The sequence below is a fragment of the Azospirillum sp. Marseille-Q6669 genome, assembly GCF_965111635.1.
Genome location: NZ_CBCOOP010000004.1, coordinates 23,401 through 43,013, shown reverse-complemented (window position 1 = coordinate 43,013; position 19,613 = coordinate 23,401). Strand labels below are relative to the sequence as shown.

Below are 19,613 nucleotides of genomic sequence, written 5' to 3'. Positions count from 1 at the left end.
TGGGAGACGATGCCATGCCTTACCTAGTCCTCGATCGGCTGACCAAGCGGTTCGGCCCCTGGGTCGCCGTCGACAACCTGTCCCTGACGGTGGAGAAGGGGGAGCTGGTCTCGCTGCTCGGCCCGTCGGGCTGCGGCAAGACCACGACGCTCCAGATGATCGCCGGCTTCCTCGACCCCAGCGCCGGGCGCGTCACGCTGGACGGCGCCGACCTGCTGGCCAAGAAGCCCAACGAGCGCGGGCTCGGCATCGTCTTCCAGAGCTACGCCCTGTTCCCCCACATGACGGCGGCGGAGAACGTCGCCTTCGGGCTGGAGATGCGCGGCATCCCGCGCGCCGACCGCGACCGGATGGTGCGCGACGCCCTCCAGCTCGTCGGGCTGGGGGCCTTCGGCGACCGCTACCCGCGGCGCATGTCCGGCGGCCAGCAGCAGCGCGTGGCGCTAGCCCGCGCCATGGTCATCAAGCCGAGCCTGCTGCTGCTCGACGAGCCGCTGTCCAACCTCGACGCCAAGATGCGCGAGGAGATGCAGATCGAGTTGCGGCGCATCCAGCGCAGCGTCGGCACCACCATGATCCTCGTCACCCACGACCAGGCGGAGGCGATGGCCCTGTCTGACCGGGTGGTCATCATGAACAAGGGCCGGGTGGAGCAGGTCGATGCCCCGCAGGACGCCTACGACAACCCGGCCAGCGCCTTCGTCGCCAACTTCCTCGGCCGCACCAACCTGCTCCAGGGCACGGTGCGCCGCGACGGCGCCGGGCGGCGCATCGATGTGGCCGGGACGGCGTGGCCGGTCGCGGCGGAGCTGCCGGACGGCCCCGGCCTGCTGACCGTGCGGCCGGAGAAGGTTCGCTTCGTGGACGGCGCCGGCGTGCCGGGCCTTGTCCGGGCGCGGGTCTTCCAGGGCACCCAATGGCTGTTCGAAATCCGCACGGAGGCCGGTGACCTGACGGTGATCCGCCAGCACGACGGCCAGACCCTGCCGGCGGAAAACGAGCCGGTCATGGTCGGCTGGCGGGCGGAGGACATGCGCGTGATGGCGGGTGAGGCATGACCGCCGTGGACGCTCACAAATCACTAATCGATACCCCGGTTGCGGACACGGCGACCGATGCCCCGCCGCCGCGGCCGGAGCGGCGTCCGCTGGCACCCTACCTGCTCAGCCTGCCGGCGCTGGCGCTGTTCGCCGTGCTGCTGCTGGTGCCGCTGGTCATGACCGGGCTGCTGTCGCTGAACAGCTTCGGATTCTACACGGGCATCCAGGATGTCTGGCAGCTCGGCAACTACATCGACATCGTCACAGACGACTATTTTCACGAAATCTTCCTGCGCACCTTCCGCATCGCCGTGGTGGTGACCCTGCTCTGCGCCGTGCTCGGCGCGCCGGAGGCTTACATCCTGCGCCGCATGCGGTCGCCCTGGCGCGGCCTGTGCCTGCTGATCGTCCTGGGGCCGCTGCTGATCTCGGTGGTGTCGCGCACGCTCGGCTGGGCGCTGCTGTTCGGCTCCACCGGCATCATCAACACGGCGCTGATGGCGGTCGGGCTGATCGCGACGCCGATCGAGTTCATGTACACCGAAACCGGCGTCATCATCGCCCTGACCCATGTGCTGGTGCCCTTCATGGTGCTGTCGGTCTGGGCGTCGCTGCAGCGGCTGGACCCGCAGGTCGAGAACGCCGCGCTGTCGCTGGGGGCCAAGCCCTTCACCGTGCTGCGCCGGGTGGTGCTGCCGCAGGTGGTGCCGGGCATCCTGTCGGGCTCGATCATCGTCTTCGCGCTGGCCGCCAGCGCCTTCGCCACCCCGGCGATCATCGGCGGGCGGCGGCTGAAGGTGGCGGCGACGCTGGCCTACGACGAGTTCCTGAACACGCTGAACTGGCCGCTGGGCGCCGCCATCGCGATGCTTCTTCTGCTCGCCAACATCGTGATCATCGTCGGCTGCAACCGGCTGGTCGAACGTCGCTACAAGCAGGTGTTCGAATGAACCGCAACGGCCCCGTCGCGCTCGTCTTCCACACGCTGTTCCTGGCCTTCCTGCTGGCGCCGATCCTGGTCGTCTGCGTGGTCGCCTTCACCTCGCAGGGCTATCTGTCTCTGCCGACCGAGGGGCTGTCGCTGCGCTGGTTCAAGGCCATCGGCGACAACCCGGAATTCGCCCGGGCCTTCCGCGACAGCCTGCTGCTGGGGGCGGTCAGCTCCACCATCGCGGTGGCCTTCTCGGTCCCGGCGGCGCTGGCCATCGCCCGCCACCAGTTCCGCGGGCGCGAGGCGATCACGGCGCTGTTCCTGTCGCCGCTGATGGTGCCGCACATCGTGCTGGGCATCGCCTTCCTGCGCTTCTTCACGCAGATCGGGCTGGGCGGCACCTTCGCCGGGCTGGTGCTGAGCCATGTCGTCATCATCCTGCCCTTCGCGCTGCGGCTGATCCTGGCGGCCTCCACCGGCATGGACCGCTCCATCGAGAACGCCGCGGCCTCGCTCGGCGCCACCTCCTGGACGACCTTCCGGCGGGTGACGCTGCCGCTGATCCTGCCGGGCGTGGCGAGCGGCTGGGTGCTGGCCTTCATCAACAGCTTCGACGAGGTGACGATGACCGTCTTCATCGCCTCGCCCGAGACGACGACGCTGCCGGTCCGTCTCTTCCTCTACATCCAGGACAACATCGACCCTCTGGTCGCCGCGGTGTCCGCCTCGCTGATCTTCATGACAGTGGCGGCGATGCTGGTGCTCGACCGGCTCTACGGGCTTGAGCGGCTGCTGGTCGGCCGCGGACAGGAGTGAGCGTCACCATGACCGAGAGAACGAGGTCCGACTGGGACGTCGCCGTGATCGGCGGTGGGCTGGTCGGGTCGGCCATCGCCTGGGGCCTCGCCCAGCAGGGGCAGACGGTCGCCGTCCTCGACGAGGGGGACGTCGCCGTCCGCCCGTCGCGCGGCAACTTCGCCCTGGTCTGGGTGCAGGGCAAGGGGCTGGGGCTGCCGGAATACGCCGGCTGGACCAAGATGTCCTCCGACAGCTGGACCGGTTTCGCCGAGCGGCTTCAGGAGCAGACCGGGATCGACGTGTGCTACCGCCGGCCGGGCGGCTTCCTGCCCCTGCTGTCGGAGGAGGAGATGGAGCGGCGCGCCGGCCAGCTCCGCCGCCTGCACAACCAGCCGAACGTCGTCCGCTACGACTACGAGATGATGGACCGCGCCGCCGTGGCGAAGGAGATGCCCTTCATCGGCAAGGACGTGATCGGGGCGAGCTACTGCCCGCTCGACGGCCATTGCAACTCGCTGAAACTGCTGCGCGCGCTGCACAGCGGGATGAGCCTCTCCGGGGTCTCCTATCGTCCGCACCACCGGGTGGAGCGGATCGAGCCGCGCGACGGCGGATTCCGCATGGTCACCGCCTCAGGCGACGAGGTTCGGTCGGGCAAGGTGGTCATCGCCGCGGGCCACGACGCCCGCCGGCTGGCCCCCATGGTCGGGCTGGACGCCCCGGTGCGGCCGGAGCGCGGCCACATCATCGTGACGGAGAAGACCGCCCCCTTCCTGAAGTTTCCGGTCGGCTTCATCCGCCAGACCGACGAGGGCGGGGTGATGATCGGCGACAGCTTCGAGGATGCCGGGCTCGACACCACGGTGCGCAACGGCGTCACCTCGACCATCGCCGACCGCGCGCTGCGCATCTTCCCGCTGCTCGGCAAACTGAACGTGGTGCGGACCTGGGCGGCGCTGCGCGTGCTGACCCCGGACGGCTTCCCGATCTACGAGCAGTCCATCACCATGCCCGGCGCCTTCGTCGCGACCTGCCACAGCGGCGTGACGCTCGCCGCCAACCACGCTTTGGCGCTGGCGCCGCACATCGCCGCCGGCACCCTGCCCGACGAGTTCTCGGCCTTCAGCGCCCGGAGGTTCCATGTTCCAGCGGTTGCCTGACGCGGGCGGAGAGCGCGTCTCCTTCACCATCGACGGCCGCCCGGCCGAGGCGCTGTCCGGCGACAGCGTCGCCGCCGCCCTGATCGCCAACGGGGTCGGCGCCTGCCGGACCACCCCGGTGTCCGGCGCCCCGCGCGGCCCCTACTGCATGATGGGCGTGTGCTTCGACTGTCTGGTGACCATCGACGGCACCGGCAACCAGCAGGGCTGCCAGATCCGCGTGCGCCCCGGCATGCGGGTGGAAACCCAGAACGGCAAGCGGGAGATCGAGCGGTGACCGACCTGAAGCCTCGTTACGATCTGGCGGTGATCGGCGCCGGCCCGGCCGGCCTCGCCGCCGCCACGCTGGCCGCCACGCGCGGCCTGTCCACCGTCCTGCTCGACGAGCAGGCGGCCCCCGGCGGCCAGATCTACCGCGCCATCACCCGCTCGCCGGTCAAGAATCCCAGCGTGCTCGGGACCGACTACTGGCACGGCGCCGATCTGGTCGGGCCGTTCCGCGACAGCGGCGCCGACTATATGCCCGGCACCGCGGTGTGGAGCGTCTCGCGCACGCTCGACATCGGCCTGTCGCGCGATGGTGCGGCGCGCATCCTGCCGGCGCGGCACGTCATCCTGGCGACCGGCGCGCTGGAGCGGCCCTTCCCGGTTCCCGGATGGACGTTGCCCGGCGTGATGGGGGCGGGAGCGGCGCAGATCCTGCTGAAGACCTCCGGCCTCGTCGCCTCGGGCGGCGTGGTCATGGCCGGCAGCGGGCCGCTGCTCTGGCTGCTCGCCTGGCAGTATCTGCGGGCCGGCGCGCGCATCGACGCGATCCTCGATACCACGCCGCGGGAGAACTGGCGACAGGCCATGCCGCACCTGTCGGCCTTCGCCCGCTCCGGCTATGTCGGCAAGGGGCTGAAGCTGCTGCTGGAGGTCCGGCGCAAGGTCAAGGTGATCGGCAACGTCTCCGCCCTGCGCGCCGAGGGCGACGGGCGGGTGCAGACGGTCGTTTATCGCCAGGGGAACGGCGCCGAGCAGCGCCTTCCGGCGGACACGCTCCTCCTGCACCACGGGGTGATCCCCAACATCAACCTCGCCAACGCCATCGGCTGCGCCCAGTCCTGGGACGAAGCGCAGCGCTGTTGGGTGCCGGACGTCGACGGCTGGGGCGCCACGTCGGTGGAAGGTGTCTCCATCGCCGGCGACGGGGCCGGCATCGGCGGCGCGCTGGCGGCGGAGCACCGCGGCCGGCTGACGGCGCTGGACGCCCTGCACCGGCTGGGCGCCATCGACCGCGCCACCCGCGACCGCGACGCCGCCCCGCACCGCGAGGCGCTGGACCGGGCGCTGCGCGGCCGCGATTTCCTCGACGCGCTCTACCGGCCGGGCCAGGATTTCCGCGTGCCCGCCGACGACACCATCGTCTGCCGCTGCGAGGAGGTGACGGCGGGGCAGGTGCGCGACGCCGTGAAGCTGGGGGTCAGCGGGCCGAACCAGACCAAGTCCTTCCTGCGCTGCGGCATGGGGCCGTGCCAGGGACGGCTGTGCGGCCCGACCGTGGTCGAGGTCATCGCCGACGCCCGCGGCGTCTCCCCGGCGGAGGTCGGCTACTACCGGCTGCGCCCGCCGGTGAAGCCGATCACGCTGGCCGAACTCGCCTCGCTGCCCAAGGCCGAGGACGAGGTGGCCGCCGTGATGCACCACTGACGGGGCAGGGGGACGCCATGGCGGAGCCGGACGTCATCATCGTCGGGGGCGGCCTGCACGGCTGCTCCACCGCGCTGCACCTCGCCCTGCGCGGGGTCCGGGCGCTGGTGCTGGAGAAGGACCACATCGGCCGCCACGCCTCCGGCGTGAACGCCGGCGGGGTGCGCCAGCTCGGCCGCCACGTTGCGGAGGTGCCGCTGTCCGTCGCCTCGATGGCGCTGTGGCACGGCATCCGCGATCTCGTGGACGACGACTGCGGCTTCGAAAGCCACGGCCAGCTCAAGGTCGCGGAAACCGAGGCGGAGCTGGACTCCTGCCGCGAGCGGGCGGCCCAGCTCGCCGCACTCGGCTTCACGCACGAGGAGGTGGTGGATCAGGCGGAGCTGCGCCGCCTCGTCCCGTCCATCGCGGAGCATTGCCTCGGCGCCCTGGTGTCGCGCCGCGACGGGGCGGCCATCCCCTACCGCACCACCTTCGCCTTCAAGCGCAAGGCGGAGAGCCTGGGCGCCCGCTTCCACGAGGGGGCGGCGGTGGCGCGGGTCGCCCGCTCGGGACGCAACTGGCGGGTGGAGACGGCGGACGGCGTGGCGCACGAGGCACCGGTGCTGGTGAACTGCGCCGGGGCCTGGGCCGACCGGCTGGCCGCCCAGTTCGGCGAACCGGTGCCGCTGGAGGTCATCGCGCCCATGCTGATGATCACCGCCCGCGTGCCGCCTTTCCTGAAGCCGGTGGTCGGGGCGACGGGCCGCACCCTGTCCTTCAAGCAGTTTCCCAACGGGACCGTGCTGATCGGCGGCGGGCTGCTGGGCCGCGCCTACCGCGACGAGAACCGGACGGACCTGGACTTCGCCAACGTCACCACCAACGCCCGCACGGTGTGGGACCTGTTCCCGATCATGCGCAGCGCCACCGTCGTCCGCTCCTGGGCGGGGATCGAGGCGCGGATGCCTGACGACATCCCGGTGATCGGCCCCAGCGGCACGGAGGAGGGGGTGTTCCACGCCTTCGGTTTCTCCGCCCACGGCTTCCAGCTCGGCCCGATCGTCGGGCGGATCACCGCCGACCTCATCACCCGTGGGGCGAGCGACCTGCCCATCGACGCCTTCCGCATCCAGCGATTCCGCCACACGGCGGCCGCCGCCTGACCGCTCCGGCGGAGCGGCCTTTTGAGGAGACCCGTGTTTTGACGATTCAGCGTTTCGATTGCGGCCCGCGGATGAGCGAGATGGTCGTTCATAACGGCACCGTCTATCTGTGCGGCCAGATCGCCGATTTCGAGGCCATGGGCGGCGTGACCCACGACGTGACGGCGCAGACCCGCGACGTGCTGCGCCAGATCGACGTTCTGCTGGAGCGCGCCGGCACCGACAAGAGCCGGCTGCTGACCGCCACCGTCTATCTCGCCGACATGGCCGGCTTCGCGGCGATGAACGCGGCGTGGGACGCCTGGGTGGACCGGGCCAACGCTCCGGCCCGCGCCACCGTCGAGGCCAAGCTCGCCGACCCCGACCTGCTGGTCGAGATCCAGGTGATCGCCGCCCTCTGACCGGCCCTTACCGACCCACCAAACCGGAGTTTTCCATGAAACGTCTGGCCCTCGGGCTGGCGATGGGCCTGTGCGCCCTCGCGGCGGCCGTTCCCTCGGACGCGCGCGCCGACGCCCCGCCCCTGCGCATCGCGACGGAGGGCGCCTACCCGCCCTTCAACATGACCGCCCCCGACGGCACGCTCGGCGGGCTGGAGGTGGAGCTGGCCAACGCGCTGTGCGAACGCATGAAGCGGCGCTGCACCCTGGTCGCCCAGGATTGGGACGGCATCATCCCCGGTCTGCTGTCGCGCCGCTACGACGCGATCATGGCGACCATGAACATCACGCCGGAGCGCGCGAAGGCCATCGCCTTCTCCGTCCCCTACATGGTCGTCCCGGCCTATTTCGTGGCGGCCACCGGCGGCGGCATCGACGGAACCGAGGCCACCCTGGCCGGCAAGTCGGTCGGCGCCCAGACCTCGACCACCCATTACCGCTATGTCGAGAAGCACTTCGGCAAGACCGTCTCGCTGAAGAACTACGACACCGCGTCGAACCTGCTGGCCGACCTGAAGAGCGGGCGCATCGACGCCGCCATCACCACCGGAGCCACCGCGTCCGACTGGGTGAAGGCCGACGCCTCGAAGTCGCTCCAACTCGTCGGCAAGCCGCTGGTCGACGCCGAGGTGTTCGGCCCCGGCGTGGGCGTCGGCCTGCGCAAGGAGGACGCGGACCTCAAGGCCGCCTTCGACGCCGCCATCGCGTCGGTCGTGCAGGACGGCACGCTGGCCCGCATCGCCGCCAAATACGTCGATTTCACCGTCACTCCGTGACAAAGCACCCCCTGACCAACACCCCCACCGATACCAACCAAAACCGGGAGAGTTCTCGTGATCAAGCGCGTTGAGAAGACCAAGATCATGCACCGCGTCGTTGTCAGCAACGGCATCGCCTTCCTCGGCGGCATCATCGCCGACGACGTCAGCGTCGGCATGCAGGAGCAGACCGCCCAGATTTGCCGGAAGCTCGACGCCGTGCTCGCCATGGCCGGCACCGACAAGACGAAGCTGCTGTCCGCCCAGCTCTTCATCACCGACATGAAGGCCAAGGACGGCATGAACGCCGCGTGGCTGGAGTGGCTGAACGGCGACGACCTGCCGGCCCGCGCCACCATCGGCGTTGCCGACCTGGGCGACCCGTCGATCCTGATCGAGGTTGTGGTGACGGCGGCCGTCTGACGGCGGCCTGGGGCAGGGGGGCGGGAACGCGTGCGAAGTTCAGAAAGTTGAAAGCCAAGTGGTTGTATTTGATCAGCTTGCGCGGCTCGTCCCGAACCCCTTCGCTCAGAGACGGTTTGACAACCTGTTCAGTGGCAGGCTCGCCATAGCGAGCTGTTTCATGCCGCCGGAGACGTCGATGCGGGCTTCATAATCGCGAAGGAGACGTTTCCGGCGTTTCATCTATCCGACTGTCTGATACTTGCCGCCAAAATGCGGGTCGGTGGGGCAAATCCACGGAATGACCGACCAGAATGGGTTGACGGCGCAGACGGTGTCTGCACTCCGCGCTCGGCGGCAGAACCTAGTCGCTCGCCAGCGCCACCACCGGGTCGAGCCGCGCCGCCCGGCGGGCGGGGATCAGGCCGAAGACCATGCCGGTCAGCACGGCGGAGGCCGCCGCCCCGGCGATCGCGGTCGCGGTGAAGACCACCGGCATCGCCAGCAGCCCGATGACCGCGCCGCCAGCCAGGCCCAGCGCGACCCCGACCAACCCGCCCAATCCCGCCACCAGCGCCGCCTCCATCAGGAATTGCCGTTCGATGTCGGCGGCGCGGGCGCCGACGGCCATGCGGATGCCGATCTCGCGGGTCCGCTCGGTCACGCTGACCAGCATGATGTTCATGACCCCGATGCCGCCGACCAGCAGCGTGATGACCGCGGCGCAGCCGAGCAGCAGCGTCATGGTGTCCTGGGTCTCCGCCGCCGCCTGGATGCGCGCGGTCCCGTCGTGGATCTGGAAATCCTCCTGGCCGTGACGCTCGGAGAGCAGGGCCTTGATGGCGTCGCGGGTCCGCGCGATCCGCCCCACATCGTGAACGGAGACCAGGATCAGTTGCAGGTCCGGCTTGCCGATCAGGCGTTGCACGCCCGTGGACAGGGGCACGAACACCCAGTCGTCGGTGCTCTGGCTGCCGGTCAGGTCGCCCTTCTTCGCCATCACGCCGGTCACCAGGAAGGGAATGTTGTTCACCAGCACATGCTTGCCCAGTGGCGACTCTCCGCGCGGGAACAGCCGTTCGGCGACGCCGTGGCCGAGAACCGCCACCGCCGCCCCGGCCCGCTCGTCGGCGCGGGTGAAGAAGGCCCCCTCAGCGACGGGCCAGCGATGCGTCAACGGCAGCGACGCCGAGGTCGCCAGCCCTTCGGTCCGGTGGTCGATGTTGCCATGGCGGACCATCACCGGCGTGTCGAGGTAGGGCATCACGCTCTCGACGTTGGGCAATTGCAGGATGGCTTCGCCGTCCGCCTCGGTCAGCGGCGTGACCGGCAGGCGGGGGTCACCGCTGCCCGCCACGACGAAGACCAGATTCACCCCCAGCGCGCCGACCCGCGCCATCACCGCCTGCTTGGCGCCCTCGCCGATGGCGAGCAGGGCGATCACGGACGCCACGCCGATGACGATGCCGAGCAGGGTCAGCGCCGTGCGGAATCCGTTGGCCCCCAGCGACCGCAGCGCCGCCGACAGGGCTTCCGCCGCGTCGGTCCACAGGGAGGCGCCGGCGGCCTCGCGCTCCGCCGGGGCAGGGGAGGGGTCCGCCGGTGACGGGGCCGGGCGGCCGCTGTCGGCGACGATGCGGCCGTCGCGCATTTCGATCACCCGGCCGGCGGCCTCCGCCACCTTGCGGTCGTGGGTGATGAGGATCACCGTGCGCCCGGCGGCGGACAGCTCGCGCAGCAGCGCCACCACCTCCGCCCCGCTGGCGCTGTCCAAAGCACCGGTCGGCTCGTCGGCCAGGATCACCGGGGCGTCGTTCATCAGCGCCCGCGCGATCGACACGCGCTGTTGCTGGCCGCCCGAAAGCTGGTTGGGGCGGTGATGGCGCCGCTCCTCCAGCCCCAGGCGGCCGAGCAACTCCACGGCGCGGCCTTCGCGCAGCGCGGCGGGCAGGCCCGCATAGCGGCCCGGCATCTCGACATTCTCCTGCGCCGTCGTGCCGGGGATCAGATGGTAGTGCTGGAAAACGAAGCCGAACCCGTCCCGCCGCAGCGCCGCCCGCTCGTCGCCCTCCAGCGCCGTCACGTCGCGCCCGTCGACGCGGTAGCGCCCGGAGGTCGGACGGTCGAGCCCGCCGAGGATGTTCATCAGCGTCGATTTGCCGGAGCCGGAGCTGCCGACGATGGCAACGAACTCCCCCGCCTCGACGGTCAGGGAGACGCCGCGCAGCACCTCGACCGCCAAGCCGCCACCGCTGATGTAGGTCTTGCGGATGTCCTCCAGGACGAGAAGCGAGCCGCTCACAGCCGGAACCCGATCTTGGGCGGGCGGCCGTCGTCGGTTTTCCAGCCGACCACGATCCGCTCGCCTTCGGCCAGCCCCTCCAGGATCTGGGCGTTGAAGCGGTCGCGCACCCCGACGCGGACCTCGCGCGTCTCGATGGCACCGCCGCTGCCGATCAGCGTCACGCGGTGCCGTTCCGTCGCCTCGTCGGACGGTGTCAAGGCGGCCGGGGTCGGGGTGGCCGGGGTCAGGGCGGCGACCGGAACGGTGACGGCGTCCTTGGCTGCGGCGGCCACGAAGAAGACCTGGGCGGTCATGTCCGGGCGCAGCTCCCCCCGGTCGTTGGCGATCTCGAACAGCGCGGTGTAGAGCACGACGCTGTTGGCCGCTCCGCCGCCCCCGGACGCGGACGAGCCGCCGTTTCCCGAGGCGGGCGGCTTCGGCGGTGCTGGCAGAATCTCATGCAGGCGCGCGGTCCAGCGCCGTCCCGGATGGCCGAGCGTGGTGAAGTAGAGCGGCATGCCGTCCGTCAGCCGCGTCACGTCGGCTTCCGACACCTGGGTCCACACGGTCATCGCCGACAGGTCGGCGATCCGCATCAGGACCGGCGCCTCGTAGGCGGAATTGATGGTCTGGCCCTGGCGGGCGTCCACCGCGATCAGCGTGCCGCTCATTGGCGCGTAGATGCGGGTGTAGCCGAACTGGGCCTCGTCGGCCTGGAGGGTCGAGTCCGTCTGGCGGATCTGCGCCTGGGTGGCCTCGACCTGGGCGGCGGCGATGCGCGCCTCCATGCGGGCCTGGTCGTAGGCCTCGCCGCGCCCCGACCCGCTGCGCCGCAGCGCCGCCTGACGGGCAAGCTGGGCCTCGGCGAATTCGGCGCGCGCCCGCTGCTCGGCCAGCAGGGCGGTCAGGCGGGCGCGCTCGGCGCGCCCGGCCTCGACCTTGGCCTGTTGCAGGGCGGGGTCGATCTCGGCCAGCAGATCGCCCTCGCGGACCATCTGCCCGACCGTCACGTGCAGCCGCGTCAATTGGCCGGACACCTGGGCGCCGACATCGACGTACGCGCGCGGCTGGATCTTGCCGAGCGCCGTCACCGTGTCCTCGACCGTGCCGCGGCCGACCACCGCCACCTCCGCCGAGGCGGCGGGGTCGCCGGGGCGCAGCAGGGCGGCGGAGGCCAGCCCGCCGAGCACCAGCGCGGCGGCGGCGAGGCCGCGGCGGACACCGCGCCGGGAGCCGGAGGCCGCCGACCGCCGCCCCGTCATCACCACGTCGCCCGCAGGGACAGCAGGACGTTGCGCGGCTCGCCGTAATAGCCGGAGACGTCGATGTTGCTCAGATACTTCTTGTCGAACAGGTTGTTGACGTTCAGCGTGGCCGACACCGTGTCGGTGATCTGATAGCGCGCCATCAGATCGACCACCGCGTAGCCGTCGCGGTCGTAGCGCTCGGCGCCGGTGCCGTTGTAGACGTCGCCTTCCCACCGAACATTGCCGCCCACCGTCAGGCGGTCCCAGGCGCCCGGCAGGCGGTAGGTGCTGAACAGCTTGAAGGTGTCGCGCGGCACATAGGTCATCATCCGCTGGCCGTCGGCGTTCTTGATCGAGGTGTGGCTGTAGCCGCCGCCGACCTGCCAGCCGGTCATCACCTCGCCGGCGACTTCCAGCTCGAAGCCCTTGCTTTCCGCACCCTTCACCGCCCGGTAGGCCTGCGTGCCGTCCGGAGCGAAGCGGCCGGGATCGACCTCGCCCAGATTGTCCTGCTGAATCAGGAACACCGCGGCGCTGGCGTTCAGGGCGCCGCCGAAGAACTCCGCCTTCACGCCGGCCTCGTAGGCATTCCCGTCCAGCGGGTCGAGGGACTGGCCGCTGACGTCCTTGTAGTTCTGCGGCTTGAAGATGCTGGTGTAGCTGGCGTAGACCGACCAGATGTCGGTCAGGTCGAGCACGACGCCGGCGTAGGGCGTGAGCACGCCGTTCTCCGACCGCTTGCTGTAGCTTCCAGCCCCCGCGTTCGGGCTGCTCTTCTCGGTCTGCTCCCACCGGCTGATGCGGCTGCCGAGGATGACCGACAGGGCGTCGGTCGGGCGCAGGCGGGTGGCGGCGTAGGCGGCCATCTGCCGCTCGTCGGTCTGCGACCGGCCGGTCGGGTTGAGCGTCGGCTGGGCGATGCTGCCGTTCCAGGTGAAGTAGTTGCCGATCGAGGGATCGTAGCCGGGGATCCTCCAGAGCGGGTGGTCGAGCCCCTCGCGCTTGGCGTAGTAGCCGCTGACCCCGGCCATCACGTCATGCCGCCGCCCGAACAGGTCGAAGCCGCCGTTCACGTCGGCGCTGACCGTGGTCTGTTCCAGGTCCGAATTCCAGCGGCCCGCCCAGACGCCCATGCCGGTGCCGTCCCGGTTCAGGTCGCCGTTGGTGCCGAAGCCGAGCAGGCTGTCATACTCGCGGTTGCTGCGCTCCACGTTCAGCGTCGCCGTCCAGCCGTCCCCGAAGCGATGCTTCAGCTCGCTGAAGACCGTCAGGTTGTCGTGCATGTGGTAGGCCCAGCGGGCGCCGCTGTTGTAGGAGCGGGGAAGGTTCGTCTTCGTCCCGTCGCTGTAGAACAGCGGGAAGCCGGCGTTGGAGGCGTCGTCGGAGCGATGCTTCTGGTACTCGACGCCGACCGTCCAGGTGGTGTCGTCGGTGACGTCGGCCTCCAGGATGCCATAGAGCACCTTCTTGCGCCCGTGCAGGCGGTCGATGAAGCTGTTGTTGTCCTGATAGGCGCCGACGACGCGCCCGCGCAGGCGGCCGTTCTCGGTCAGCGGACCCGACAGGTCGGCCTCGCCGCGGTAGCGTTCCCAGGACCCGATCTGCCCCTCGGCGTAGCCCTGGAGGGTCGGGGTCGGGCGCTTGCGGACCAGATTGACCGAGGCCGACGGCTCGCCGACGCCGTTCAGAAGGCCAGTCGCGCCGCGCACCACCTCGACCCGGTCGAACACCGCCATGTCGGAAATGGAGTCGTCGAACCCGTACACGGTCGAGCGCGGGATGCCGTTCACCTGATAATTGGTCACCGGGAAGCCGCGCGCGTAGACCTCGTCTCCGTCGCTGCCCATCGCACCGCGCTGCATCCGCGACACGCCGACCGTCTGGTTGAGCACGTCGCGGATCTCGTTCAGGCCCTGGTCGTCCATGCGCTGGCGAGTCATCACGCTGACCGACTGCGGCGTCTCGCGCGGGGACAGGTTCAGCTTGGTGGCGCTGTCGGTCGATCCGGTGGTGTAGGACCCGGTGCCCTCGCTGCGGCCCGGATCGCGGGACAGCCCGCCTTGGACGGTCACCGGGTCGAGCACCGCCGCACCGCCGGCCTGGGCCGGCAGCTTCTCCAGCGTCACTGTGTCGGGATCGACGAAGCGCGCGATCAGGCCGGTGCCGGCCAGCAGGCGGATCAGCGCGTCCTGCGGCGCCAGCGTGCCGGTCACCCCCGGCGAGGAAACGCCCTGCGCGATGTCGGAGGGATAGAGCACCTGGAAGCCGGTGGCCTGCCCGTAGGCGGCGAGCACACCCGGCAGCGGCCCGGCGGCGATGGCGAAGCTGACGGTCCGGCCCTGCTGGGCCACCTGCACAGGCGCCTCATGGGGCGCCACGGGTGCTGCCATGGCGCCGTGCAGCGCGGTCGATGCCAGCAGCATGCCCAGCAACGCCGGAGCCCAACCGGTCCGCACCTTGTTCCCCCACACCTTGTTCCCGCGCGCCGTCTGCCCCCGCAGCAGGCGCCCCCCAACATCGATCATCACCAAGACCCCGTCATTTTGCGAATGAGTTGCATTTTCGCGTATGCAAGTCACGACGTTGTCCGGTGGAAACCACCTCACCCTGATTTGGAAAAAATTTGATACGAACCGGCTAGACGGAACGGATGATGACCAAGCCGGGAACGGGACGCAGCGTGCGCAAGGGAAGCGTGCGGAGAATGGCGTTCAGGGCGGCGTCCGGCCGGCTGATGTCCACGCTGCCGTCGAAGCGCAGGCCGGCGAGCGGACGGTCCCACAGCACGATGCGGGCGGGGTGGTAGCGGTTGAGATCGGCAATCACCGCGTCGAGCGGCTGTCCCTGGAAGACCAGACGGCCGTGCCGCCACGCGTTCTCCACCGCCACGCCCTGGCTCAGCAACGGGCCGGGACCCTCGGGGCCGTAGGGCCGGCTTTGCCCGGCGGCGACGGGAAGGGGAGGCTCCATTCCGGTGGTCAGGCTGGCCGTGCCGGCTTCCACCGCCACCACCACGGAGTCCAGGCAGCGGTGCACCACGAAGCTGGCGTTGGCGGTGGTGACGCGCCCGTTGGCGCAGGCGACGACGAAGGGGCGCCCCGGGTCGGGAGCGGTGAGGAAATGCGCCCGGCCCCCGGTCAATCGGACGCGCCGCTCCGCGGCGTTGAAGTCGATGGACAGCGCGCTGTCGGCGTCCAGGGTGAGGACCGAGCCGTCGTCCAGCGCCACCGTCCGCCGCTCGCCGATTCCGGTCTTCAGGTCGCCCGGCCAGCCGGTCAGGACGACCGCTCCGCCCAGCGCCGCGGCGCAGGCCGCCGCCCCGCCGACGGCGCCGAACGCCAGGAAACGGCGCCGCGTCGGCGCGGCACGGCGTTCCTTGCGCGGATCGGCCACCCGGTCCAGATCGCCCCACAGCCCGGCCAGCCGGTCGTATTCGCGGCGGTGGGCCGGGTCCCGCGCCAGCCAGGCGTGAAAGGCCCGGCGGTCCGCCGCGTCGGCGTCGCCGGATTCCAGACGCACGAACCACGCCAGGGCGGCGTCCTGCGGGTCGTCCGGTAAGTCCGGTTGATCGCGCTCGCGCTCCATCAGAGCGCCAGCCGGTCGCGGCAGTGGGCCAGGGCCTTCATGACATGCTTCTCCACCATGCTGCGCGAGATGCCGAGGCGCGCGGCGATGTCGGCATGGCTCAGCCCGTCGAATTTGTGAAGCAGAAACACCTCGCGGCAGCGCGGCGGCAGTTCGTCCAGCGCCCGGCTCAGCCGTTCCAGCCGCTGCTTGTGCTCCAGCGTCGCCTCGGCGTCCGGCTCGTCCAGCGGACGGTCGAGCCCCAGTTCCGCCGGGGCGAAGCGCCGCCCCCGGCGGGTCTCCGCACGCATCCGGTCGAGCGCGATGTTGTCGGCCATGCGGTACAGGTAGGAGCGCGGATTGTCGATCTCCGGCAGGGCGGTCAGGCTGCGCAGCCGCAGATAGGTGTCCTGCACGACGTCCTCGGCGAGGCACAGCGACCCCAGGCGCCGGGCCAGATGGCCGGTCATCTCTTCATAATGGTCGAGCAGCAGACCCAGCAGGGAAGACCGGTCTCTTTCAGCCATGACGTGGACGACATCCGTTCCCAAAACCTCGCAGCCCACTCCTAAGCACGAATGCGAATCATTCGCAATCAATACATCGGCCCGGGAAAATATCTTTGATGAGGACAGGTGAGGGAATGGGGCGCGACGATCGTCTGAAAGTCAGGACGCCCCGTGCCTGTGCGAAAGCACGCGGCATCGGTCGTCCCGCTTGGGGCCTGTCAGCGCAGCGCCTCGGCGCAGCCGTCGAGACCCAACCCGCGGCACAGCGCTTGGGACAACAGGCGGCCGTCCGGATTGTCCGGACCGACCGCGCCGGGCGGACGCCCCAGCAGCGGGTAGAGCATCATGCCGCCCTGCGGGTCCTGAGCGACGTTCCGCGCGAGCTGCTCCGCCAGCGGCACCGTGTAGGTCGGCCCGCCGAGCTGGCTCGGCGGCACCTGGACGCCGAGGGCGAGCGGCCCCTTCCAGACCTGCCGGTAAGCCTGCCAGGCCTGCCAGGGATCGAAGGTCGGGCCGGCCTCGTAGGCCATGATGGAGACGAGGTCGATCGCCGCCGCCTGCGGGGAACGCAGAAGGTTGAGGATCGACCCGGTGTGGGGGCCGCGCGGCTGGGCGTCCCGGAACGCGCCTTCGCCATAGGCCCCGATGCTCCAGCCCGGCACGGTTAGCAGCAGGGGGCGCGGGAAGGCTTCGCGAAAGCGCGCGACCAGATCCAGCCAGGCCGAGTCGGACAGGCAGCGCACCCGCCCCCGGACGGAGCAGCCGGGGGACACCGGCTCGAAATCCAGATCGATCCCGTCGACCCCGAGATCGTGGGCCAGCCGCACCAGCGCGTCGAGATTCAGCGCGTCCCAATTGGCGTAGTTGGCCCCGCCGACGGCGAGCAGCACGCGGGTGTCCGGCTGGCGCTGCTTCAGAAGCGTGATGGCGTCCCTCAGCACCGTGCCGGAAAAGCCGTATTGCAGCCCGGTCCCCTTGAGGTCGAGGCGGCCGGGATAGGCGGCGTCCGGCCGGACGAAGGACAGGGCGACCAGATTCATGTAGCCGGGGAGCGTCGCCAGCGTCGTCGCGGCCGGGCCGGTGGCCGGGCGCTCGTACCAGCTGTCGTGATAGACGAGCAGGGGGCGCGCCGGCAGCCCGTCCGCTTTCGCGTCCGCCATGCCACCCGCCAGCAGCCCGACGGCGAAGGCCAGGGCGCCTAGAACACGTCGCGCCCGAACAGGCCGGTGGTCACGGTGCTGATGATGATTTTCGCATCGAGCCATAGCGACCAGTTCTCGATATAGTGGATGTCCATGTCAACCCCGACGCGCGCCTTCTCGACCGTATGGATGCCGCCGCGCATGCCGTTGATCTGGGCCCAGCCGGTGATCCCCGGCTTGACGCGGCTGCGCGCCGCGTATTCGCGCGCCACCTCGGCGTAGCGCTGGTTGCCGACCCGCATGTTCGGGACATGGGCGCGCGGGCCGACCACCGACATGTCGCCGGCCAGCACGTTGAAGAGTTGGGGAAGCTCGTCGATGCTCGTCCGGCGGAGAAAGCGGCCGACGCGGGTGATGCGCGGGTTGTCGCGGCTGGTGCCGACGGCGCCGTCGTCGCTGTCGTCCACCTTCATCGTGCGGAACTTCAGCATCGTGAAGGGGCGGTTGTTGAAGCCCACGCGGGTCTGCCGGAAGATGATCGGCCCCGGCGAGTCCAGGCGGACCGCGATGGCCGCGGCCAGCATGAAGGGCGAGGCGACGAGCAGGCCGAGGCCCGCGACGACGACGTCCTCGATCCGCTTCACGATGATCTGCATGCCGCGCAACGGCTGCCGCATCACCAGCAGGGCCGGGATGCCGCCGATGTGCCGCAGGTTGGCGAGCCGCAGCCGGATGCTCTCCTCGTCCAGCGGGATCAGGATGTCGAGGGAGATCATCTGAAGCTGCATGCGCAGGCTGTGGATGCGCATCGCCGCCCGCCAGGGCAGGGCGATGACGGCCATGTCCACGCGGTTGTCCGGCAGGAAGCGCTTGAAGTCCGTCAGGTCGCCGGACACCGGGAGGCCGGCAAGGGACGCTGGCCGGCGGCCGCTGTCACGGTCGTCGAACAGGCCGAGGATGCTGTAGTTCGCCCGGTGTTCCGGCAGGGCCAGATGCGCGATCATCCGCTCCGCGACGTCGGTTGCGCCCAGGATGACGACCCGGCGGCGCAGCACCCCGCGCTCCTCCAGAAGGCGCACGCCCTGCGCCGCCACCACACGGCCCAGCCCGAGACAGGCGAGCGCCGTCCCACCCCACAGTGCGAGCATGTCCGACGGACCGACCTCCGGCAGGAAGGCCCAGACGAGCAGGGAGAGGACAGTGCCGGCCGGCAGCAGGCCTCCGACCACGTCCAACAGCGACTTCCCCCAGTGCCGGTAGTTTTCGACACGGTAGGCGCCGATGGTGGTCATGGTGCGCAGATAGACGCCCAGCGTGACGGCCGTGAAGATGACCGCCTGGATGAGCAGGCGGCCGTCGTCAAGCGACGTCTCGTCCGTCCGGGCGGCCCAGGTGGCCCAGGCGCCCAGGCCGGCAAGCGCCAGAAGGAACCCGTCCGCCCCCTTCACCAGCCGATTGACCAGTCCATGCGTCCAGTGCAGCCAGCCATCCCGTGCACCGGCGAAATCGCCGGGGGGTGGTGCGCTGTCCGGCGCACCCTCTGGCTCGACATCTGGCGCAGCGGCCGGCGGCGACGCGGCAGGGTCCGGAACGGCGCTTCGCTCCTCAGCCGGAAAACGGACCTGCACGTCGTCGCGCATGGCGGTCTCTTACCCCTGCACGAAGCGGCGGATGATCGGCTTCAACGCCTGCCCCAGCGGATGGGAGCGAAGCCGGCGGGTCAGACCGGTCTGCCGGATGAACTGCATCGGCGTCCGCGGCGTGCGGAACACGGTGACGGACTGCCCGAACAACTCGGTGTCGCGCACGTAATGGCGCGAAGCCATCGCACCGACCAGCATGGCGCGGTAGCGCTCCGCCCAGTCGGGGCGTGCCAGAAGCAGCTTGTTGTCGCCGATGGCGAAGGGCGCCAGGACTCCCGACCGTTCGGCCATGAAGCGGCACATGCCCTCGGACACGGCGGGGAATTCCGGGTTGAAGTAGTCGTCGAGGACGATCACCCCGCCGTCGCCCAGGCTGTCGTCGGCAATGCCCAGGTCGTGGCGCGTGATGTCGGCGGTGTGGCCGCCGTCGATGCTGAACAGGCGGACCGCGGGGCCCAGCCGGCCGGCGAGGCCGGTCCAGGCGAGAGTCGTCGAGTTGCCCTTGACGACCTCGACCGACGCCGGTTCGATTCCGAAGCGGACGAGGTTGGCGCGGAAGGCCGTCTCGTCGCCTTGCCCAGACTGGTCGACGTTGAATTGCTGGTCGTCGAACAGATCGATGGCGAAGGCCCGCTCACCGGCTTGGCGCACCAGCGCCAGCAGGATGAACAGCCGTCCGTGATGGACGCCGATCTCGCCGACGCTCCCCACCACGCCCTGGGCGCTCTGCCAGACTCCGACCGTGGCGATCAGGTTGGCATCCAGGCTCGACAGCCAGCCGTCCACACGGCGATGGCCGCCATGCACATAGCGGTGCAGCGGCGACGAAAATGCTATTGGGGGTTGAGGCGACATGGT

The 19,613-nt window shown here is 70.3% G+C and carries 18 protein-coding genes; 10 read left to right on the top strand and 8 right to left on the bottom strand.

Annotated elements, in window-relative coordinates:
* Window positions 1-14: 14 nt before the first annotated feature.
* Genes ACWPXE_RS21565 through ACWPXE_RS21520 form a run of 10 tightly spaced genes read left to right on the top strand, consistent with a single transcriptional unit; the run spans window position 15 to window position 8,387 of the window.
* Window positions 15-1,058 carry an ABC transporter ATP-binding protein gene (locus ACWPXE_RS21565; RefSeq protein ID WP_454019421.1) on the top strand — a complete coding sequence of 348 codons (1,044 nt, stop codon included), beginning with the start codon at window positions 15-17 and terminating at the stop codon, window positions 1,056-1,058.
* Window positions 1,055-1,990, top strand: a complete 936-nt coding sequence (locus tag ACWPXE_RS21560) for an ABC transporter permease (protein ID WP_454019420.1) — start codon at window positions 1,055-1,057, stop codon at window positions 1,988-1,990. Before ACWPXE_RS21565 ends, ACWPXE_RS21560 begins: the two co-directional genes overlap by 4 nt.
* Window positions 1,987-2,787: an ABC transporter permease gene (locus ACWPXE_RS21555; protein ID WP_040137502.1), complete on the top strand. Its 801-nt coding sequence runs from the start codon at window positions 1,987-1,989 to the stop codon at window positions 2,785-2,787. The genes ACWPXE_RS21560 and ACWPXE_RS21555 overlap by 4 nt, the downstream gene beginning before the upstream one ends.
* 8 nt (window positions 2,788-2,795) lie before the next feature.
* Window positions 2,796-3,929, top strand: coding sequence for an NAD(P)/FAD-dependent oxidoreductase (locus ACWPXE_RS21550; protein ID WP_454019419.1), 1,134 nt, complete (start codon window positions 2,796-2,798; stop codon window positions 3,927-3,929).
* The gene (locus tag ACWPXE_RS21545) at window positions 3,910-4,206 is read left to right on the top strand and encodes a (2Fe-2S)-binding protein (RefSeq protein WP_014199018.1); all 297 of its coding nucleotides are present in this window, start codon (window positions 3,910-3,912) and stop codon (window positions 4,204-4,206) included. Before ACWPXE_RS21550 ends, ACWPXE_RS21545 begins: the two co-directional genes overlap by 20 nt.
* A complete protein-coding gene (locus ACWPXE_RS21540) occupies window positions 4,203-5,621 on the top strand; it encodes an FAD/NAD(P)-dependent oxidoreductase (protein WP_454019418.1) in 1,419 nt (472 codons plus the stop codon). The genes ACWPXE_RS21545 and ACWPXE_RS21540 overlap by 4 nt, the downstream gene beginning before the upstream one ends.
* 17 nt (window positions 5,622-5,638) lie before the next feature.
* Window positions 5,639-6,766, top strand: a complete 1,128-nt coding sequence (locus ACWPXE_RS21535) for an NAD(P)/FAD-dependent oxidoreductase (protein ID WP_454019417.1) — start codon at window positions 5,639-5,641, stop codon at window positions 6,764-6,766.
* Between the two features lie 38 nt (window positions 6,767-6,804).
* Window positions 6,805-7,167 carry a RidA family protein gene (locus ACWPXE_RS21530; RefSeq protein ID WP_035680295.1) on the top strand — a complete coding sequence of 121 codons (363 nt, stop codon included), beginning with the start codon at window positions 6,805-6,807 and terminating at the stop codon, window positions 7,165-7,167.
* A gap of 35 nt (window positions 7,168-7,202) precedes the next feature.
* A complete protein-coding gene (locus ACWPXE_RS21525; protein ID WP_454019416.1) occupies window positions 7,203-7,982 on the top strand; it encodes a transporter substrate-binding domain-containing protein in 780 nt (259 codons plus the stop codon).
* Between the two features lie 57 nt (window positions 7,983-8,039).
* Entirely contained in the window at window positions 8,040-8,387 is a 348-nt protein-coding gene (locus tag ACWPXE_RS21520; RefSeq protein ID WP_014199022.1) for a RidA family protein, read from the top strand.
* Between the two features lie 343 nt (window positions 8,388-8,730).
* Here ACWPXE_RS21520 and ACWPXE_RS21515 read toward each other — a convergent pair whose 3' ends face one another.
* The 8 genes from ACWPXE_RS21515 to ACWPXE_RS21480 all read right to left on the bottom strand — a co-directional run bounded on the left by ACWPXE_RS21515 (window position 8,731) and on the right by ACWPXE_RS21480 (window position 19,610).
* Window positions 8,731-10,668: a MacB family efflux pump subunit gene (locus ACWPXE_RS21515; protein WP_454019415.1), complete on the bottom strand. Its 1,938-nt coding sequence runs from the start codon at window positions 10,666-10,668 to the stop codon at window positions 8,731-8,733.
* Window positions 10,665-11,912: an efflux RND transporter periplasmic adaptor subunit gene (locus ACWPXE_RS21510; protein WP_454019414.1), complete on the bottom strand. Its 1,248-nt coding sequence runs from the start codon at window positions 11,910-11,912 to the stop codon at window positions 10,665-10,667. The genes ACWPXE_RS21515 and ACWPXE_RS21510 overlap by 4 nt, the downstream gene beginning before the upstream one ends.
* Entirely contained in the window at window positions 11,912-14,422 is a 2,511-nt protein-coding gene (locus tag ACWPXE_RS21505) for a TonB-dependent siderophore receptor (protein ID WP_454019413.1), read from the bottom strand. The genes ACWPXE_RS21510 and ACWPXE_RS21505 overlap by 1 nt, the downstream gene beginning before the upstream one ends.
* A gap of 112 nt (window positions 14,423-14,534) precedes the next feature.
* A complete protein-coding gene (locus tag ACWPXE_RS21500; RefSeq protein ID WP_454019412.1) occupies window positions 14,535-15,482 on the bottom strand; it encodes a FecR family protein in 948 nt (315 codons plus the stop codon).
* On the bottom strand, window positions 15,482-15,988 hold the full coding sequence (locus ACWPXE_RS21495) for a sigma-70 family RNA polymerase sigma factor (RefSeq protein ID WP_454019411.1): 507 nt from the start codon (window positions 15,986-15,988) through the stop codon (window positions 15,482-15,484). The genes ACWPXE_RS21500 and ACWPXE_RS21495 overlap by 1 nt, the downstream gene beginning before the upstream one ends.
* 200 nt (window positions 15,989-16,188) lie before the next feature.
* Window positions 16,189-17,130, bottom strand: coding sequence for a glycosyl hydrolase family 18 protein (locus tag ACWPXE_RS21490; protein ID WP_454019410.1), 942 nt, complete (start codon window positions 17,128-17,130; stop codon window positions 16,189-16,191).
* A 38-nt stretch (window positions 17,131-17,168) separates the two neighbouring features.
* Entirely contained in the window at window positions 17,169-18,752 is a 1,584-nt protein-coding gene (locus ACWPXE_RS21485; RefSeq protein WP_454019409.1) for an exopolysaccharide biosynthesis polyprenyl glycosylphosphotransferase, read from the bottom strand.
* 9 nt (window positions 18,753-18,761) lie between these two features.
* A complete protein-coding gene (locus tag ACWPXE_RS21480) occupies window positions 18,762-19,610 on the bottom strand; it encodes a class I SAM-dependent methyltransferase (RefSeq protein ID WP_454019408.1) in 849 nt (282 codons plus the stop codon).
* Window positions 19,611-19,613: the final 3 nt, after the last annotated feature.

Coding starts and splice junctions, on each gene's coding strand:
- ACWPXE_RS21565 (WP_454019421.1), top strand. CDS start 15: ATGCCTTACCTAGTCCTCGATCGGCTGACCAAGCGGTTCGGCCCCTGG.
- ACWPXE_RS21560 (WP_454019420.1), top strand. CDS start 1,055: ATGACCGCCGTGGACGCTCACAAATCACTAATCGATACCCCGGTTGCG.
- ACWPXE_RS21555 (WP_040137502.1), top strand. CDS start 1,987: ATGAACCGCAACGGCCCCGTCGCGCTCGTCTTCCACACGCTGTTCCTG.
- ACWPXE_RS21550 (WP_454019419.1), top strand. CDS start 2,796: ATGACCGAGAGAACGAGGTCCGACTGGGACGTCGCCGTGATCGGCGGT.
- ACWPXE_RS21545 (WP_014199018.1), top strand. CDS start 3,910: ATGTTCCAGCGGTTGCCTGACGCGGGCGGAGAGCGCGTCTCCTTCACC.
- ACWPXE_RS21535 (WP_454019417.1), top strand. CDS start 5,639: ATGGCGGAGCCGGACGTCATCATCGTCGGGGGCGGCCTGCACGGCTGC.
- ACWPXE_RS21525 (WP_454019416.1), top strand. CDS start 7,203: ATGAAACGTCTGGCCCTCGGGCTGGCGATGGGCCTGTGCGCCCTCGCG.
- ACWPXE_RS21510 (WP_454019414.1), bottom strand. CDS start 11,912: ATGACGGGGCGGCGGTCGGCGGCCTCCGGCTCCCGGCGCGGTGTCCGC.
- ACWPXE_RS21505 (WP_454019413.1), bottom strand. CDS start 14,422: ATGATCGATGTTGGGGGGCGCCTGCTGCGGGGGCAGACGGCGCGCGGG.
- ACWPXE_RS21500 (WP_454019412.1), bottom strand. CDS start 15,482: ATGGAGCGCGAGCGCGATCAACCGGACTTACCGGACGACCCGCAGGAC.
- ACWPXE_RS21495 (WP_454019411.1), bottom strand. CDS start 15,988: ATGGCTGAAAGAGACCGGTCTTCCCTGCTGGGTCTGCTGCTCGACCAT.
- ACWPXE_RS21490 (WP_454019410.1), bottom strand. CDS start 17,130: ATGGCGGACGCGAAAGCGGACGGGCTGCCGGCGCGCCCCCTGCTCGTC.
- ACWPXE_RS21485 (WP_454019409.1), bottom strand. CDS start 18,752: ATGCGCGACGACGTGCAGGTCCGTTTTCCGGCTGAGGAGCGAAGCGCC.
- ACWPXE_RS21480 (WP_454019408.1), bottom strand. CDS start 19,610: ATGTCGCCTCAACCCCCAATAGCATTTTCGTCGCCGCTGCACCGCTAT.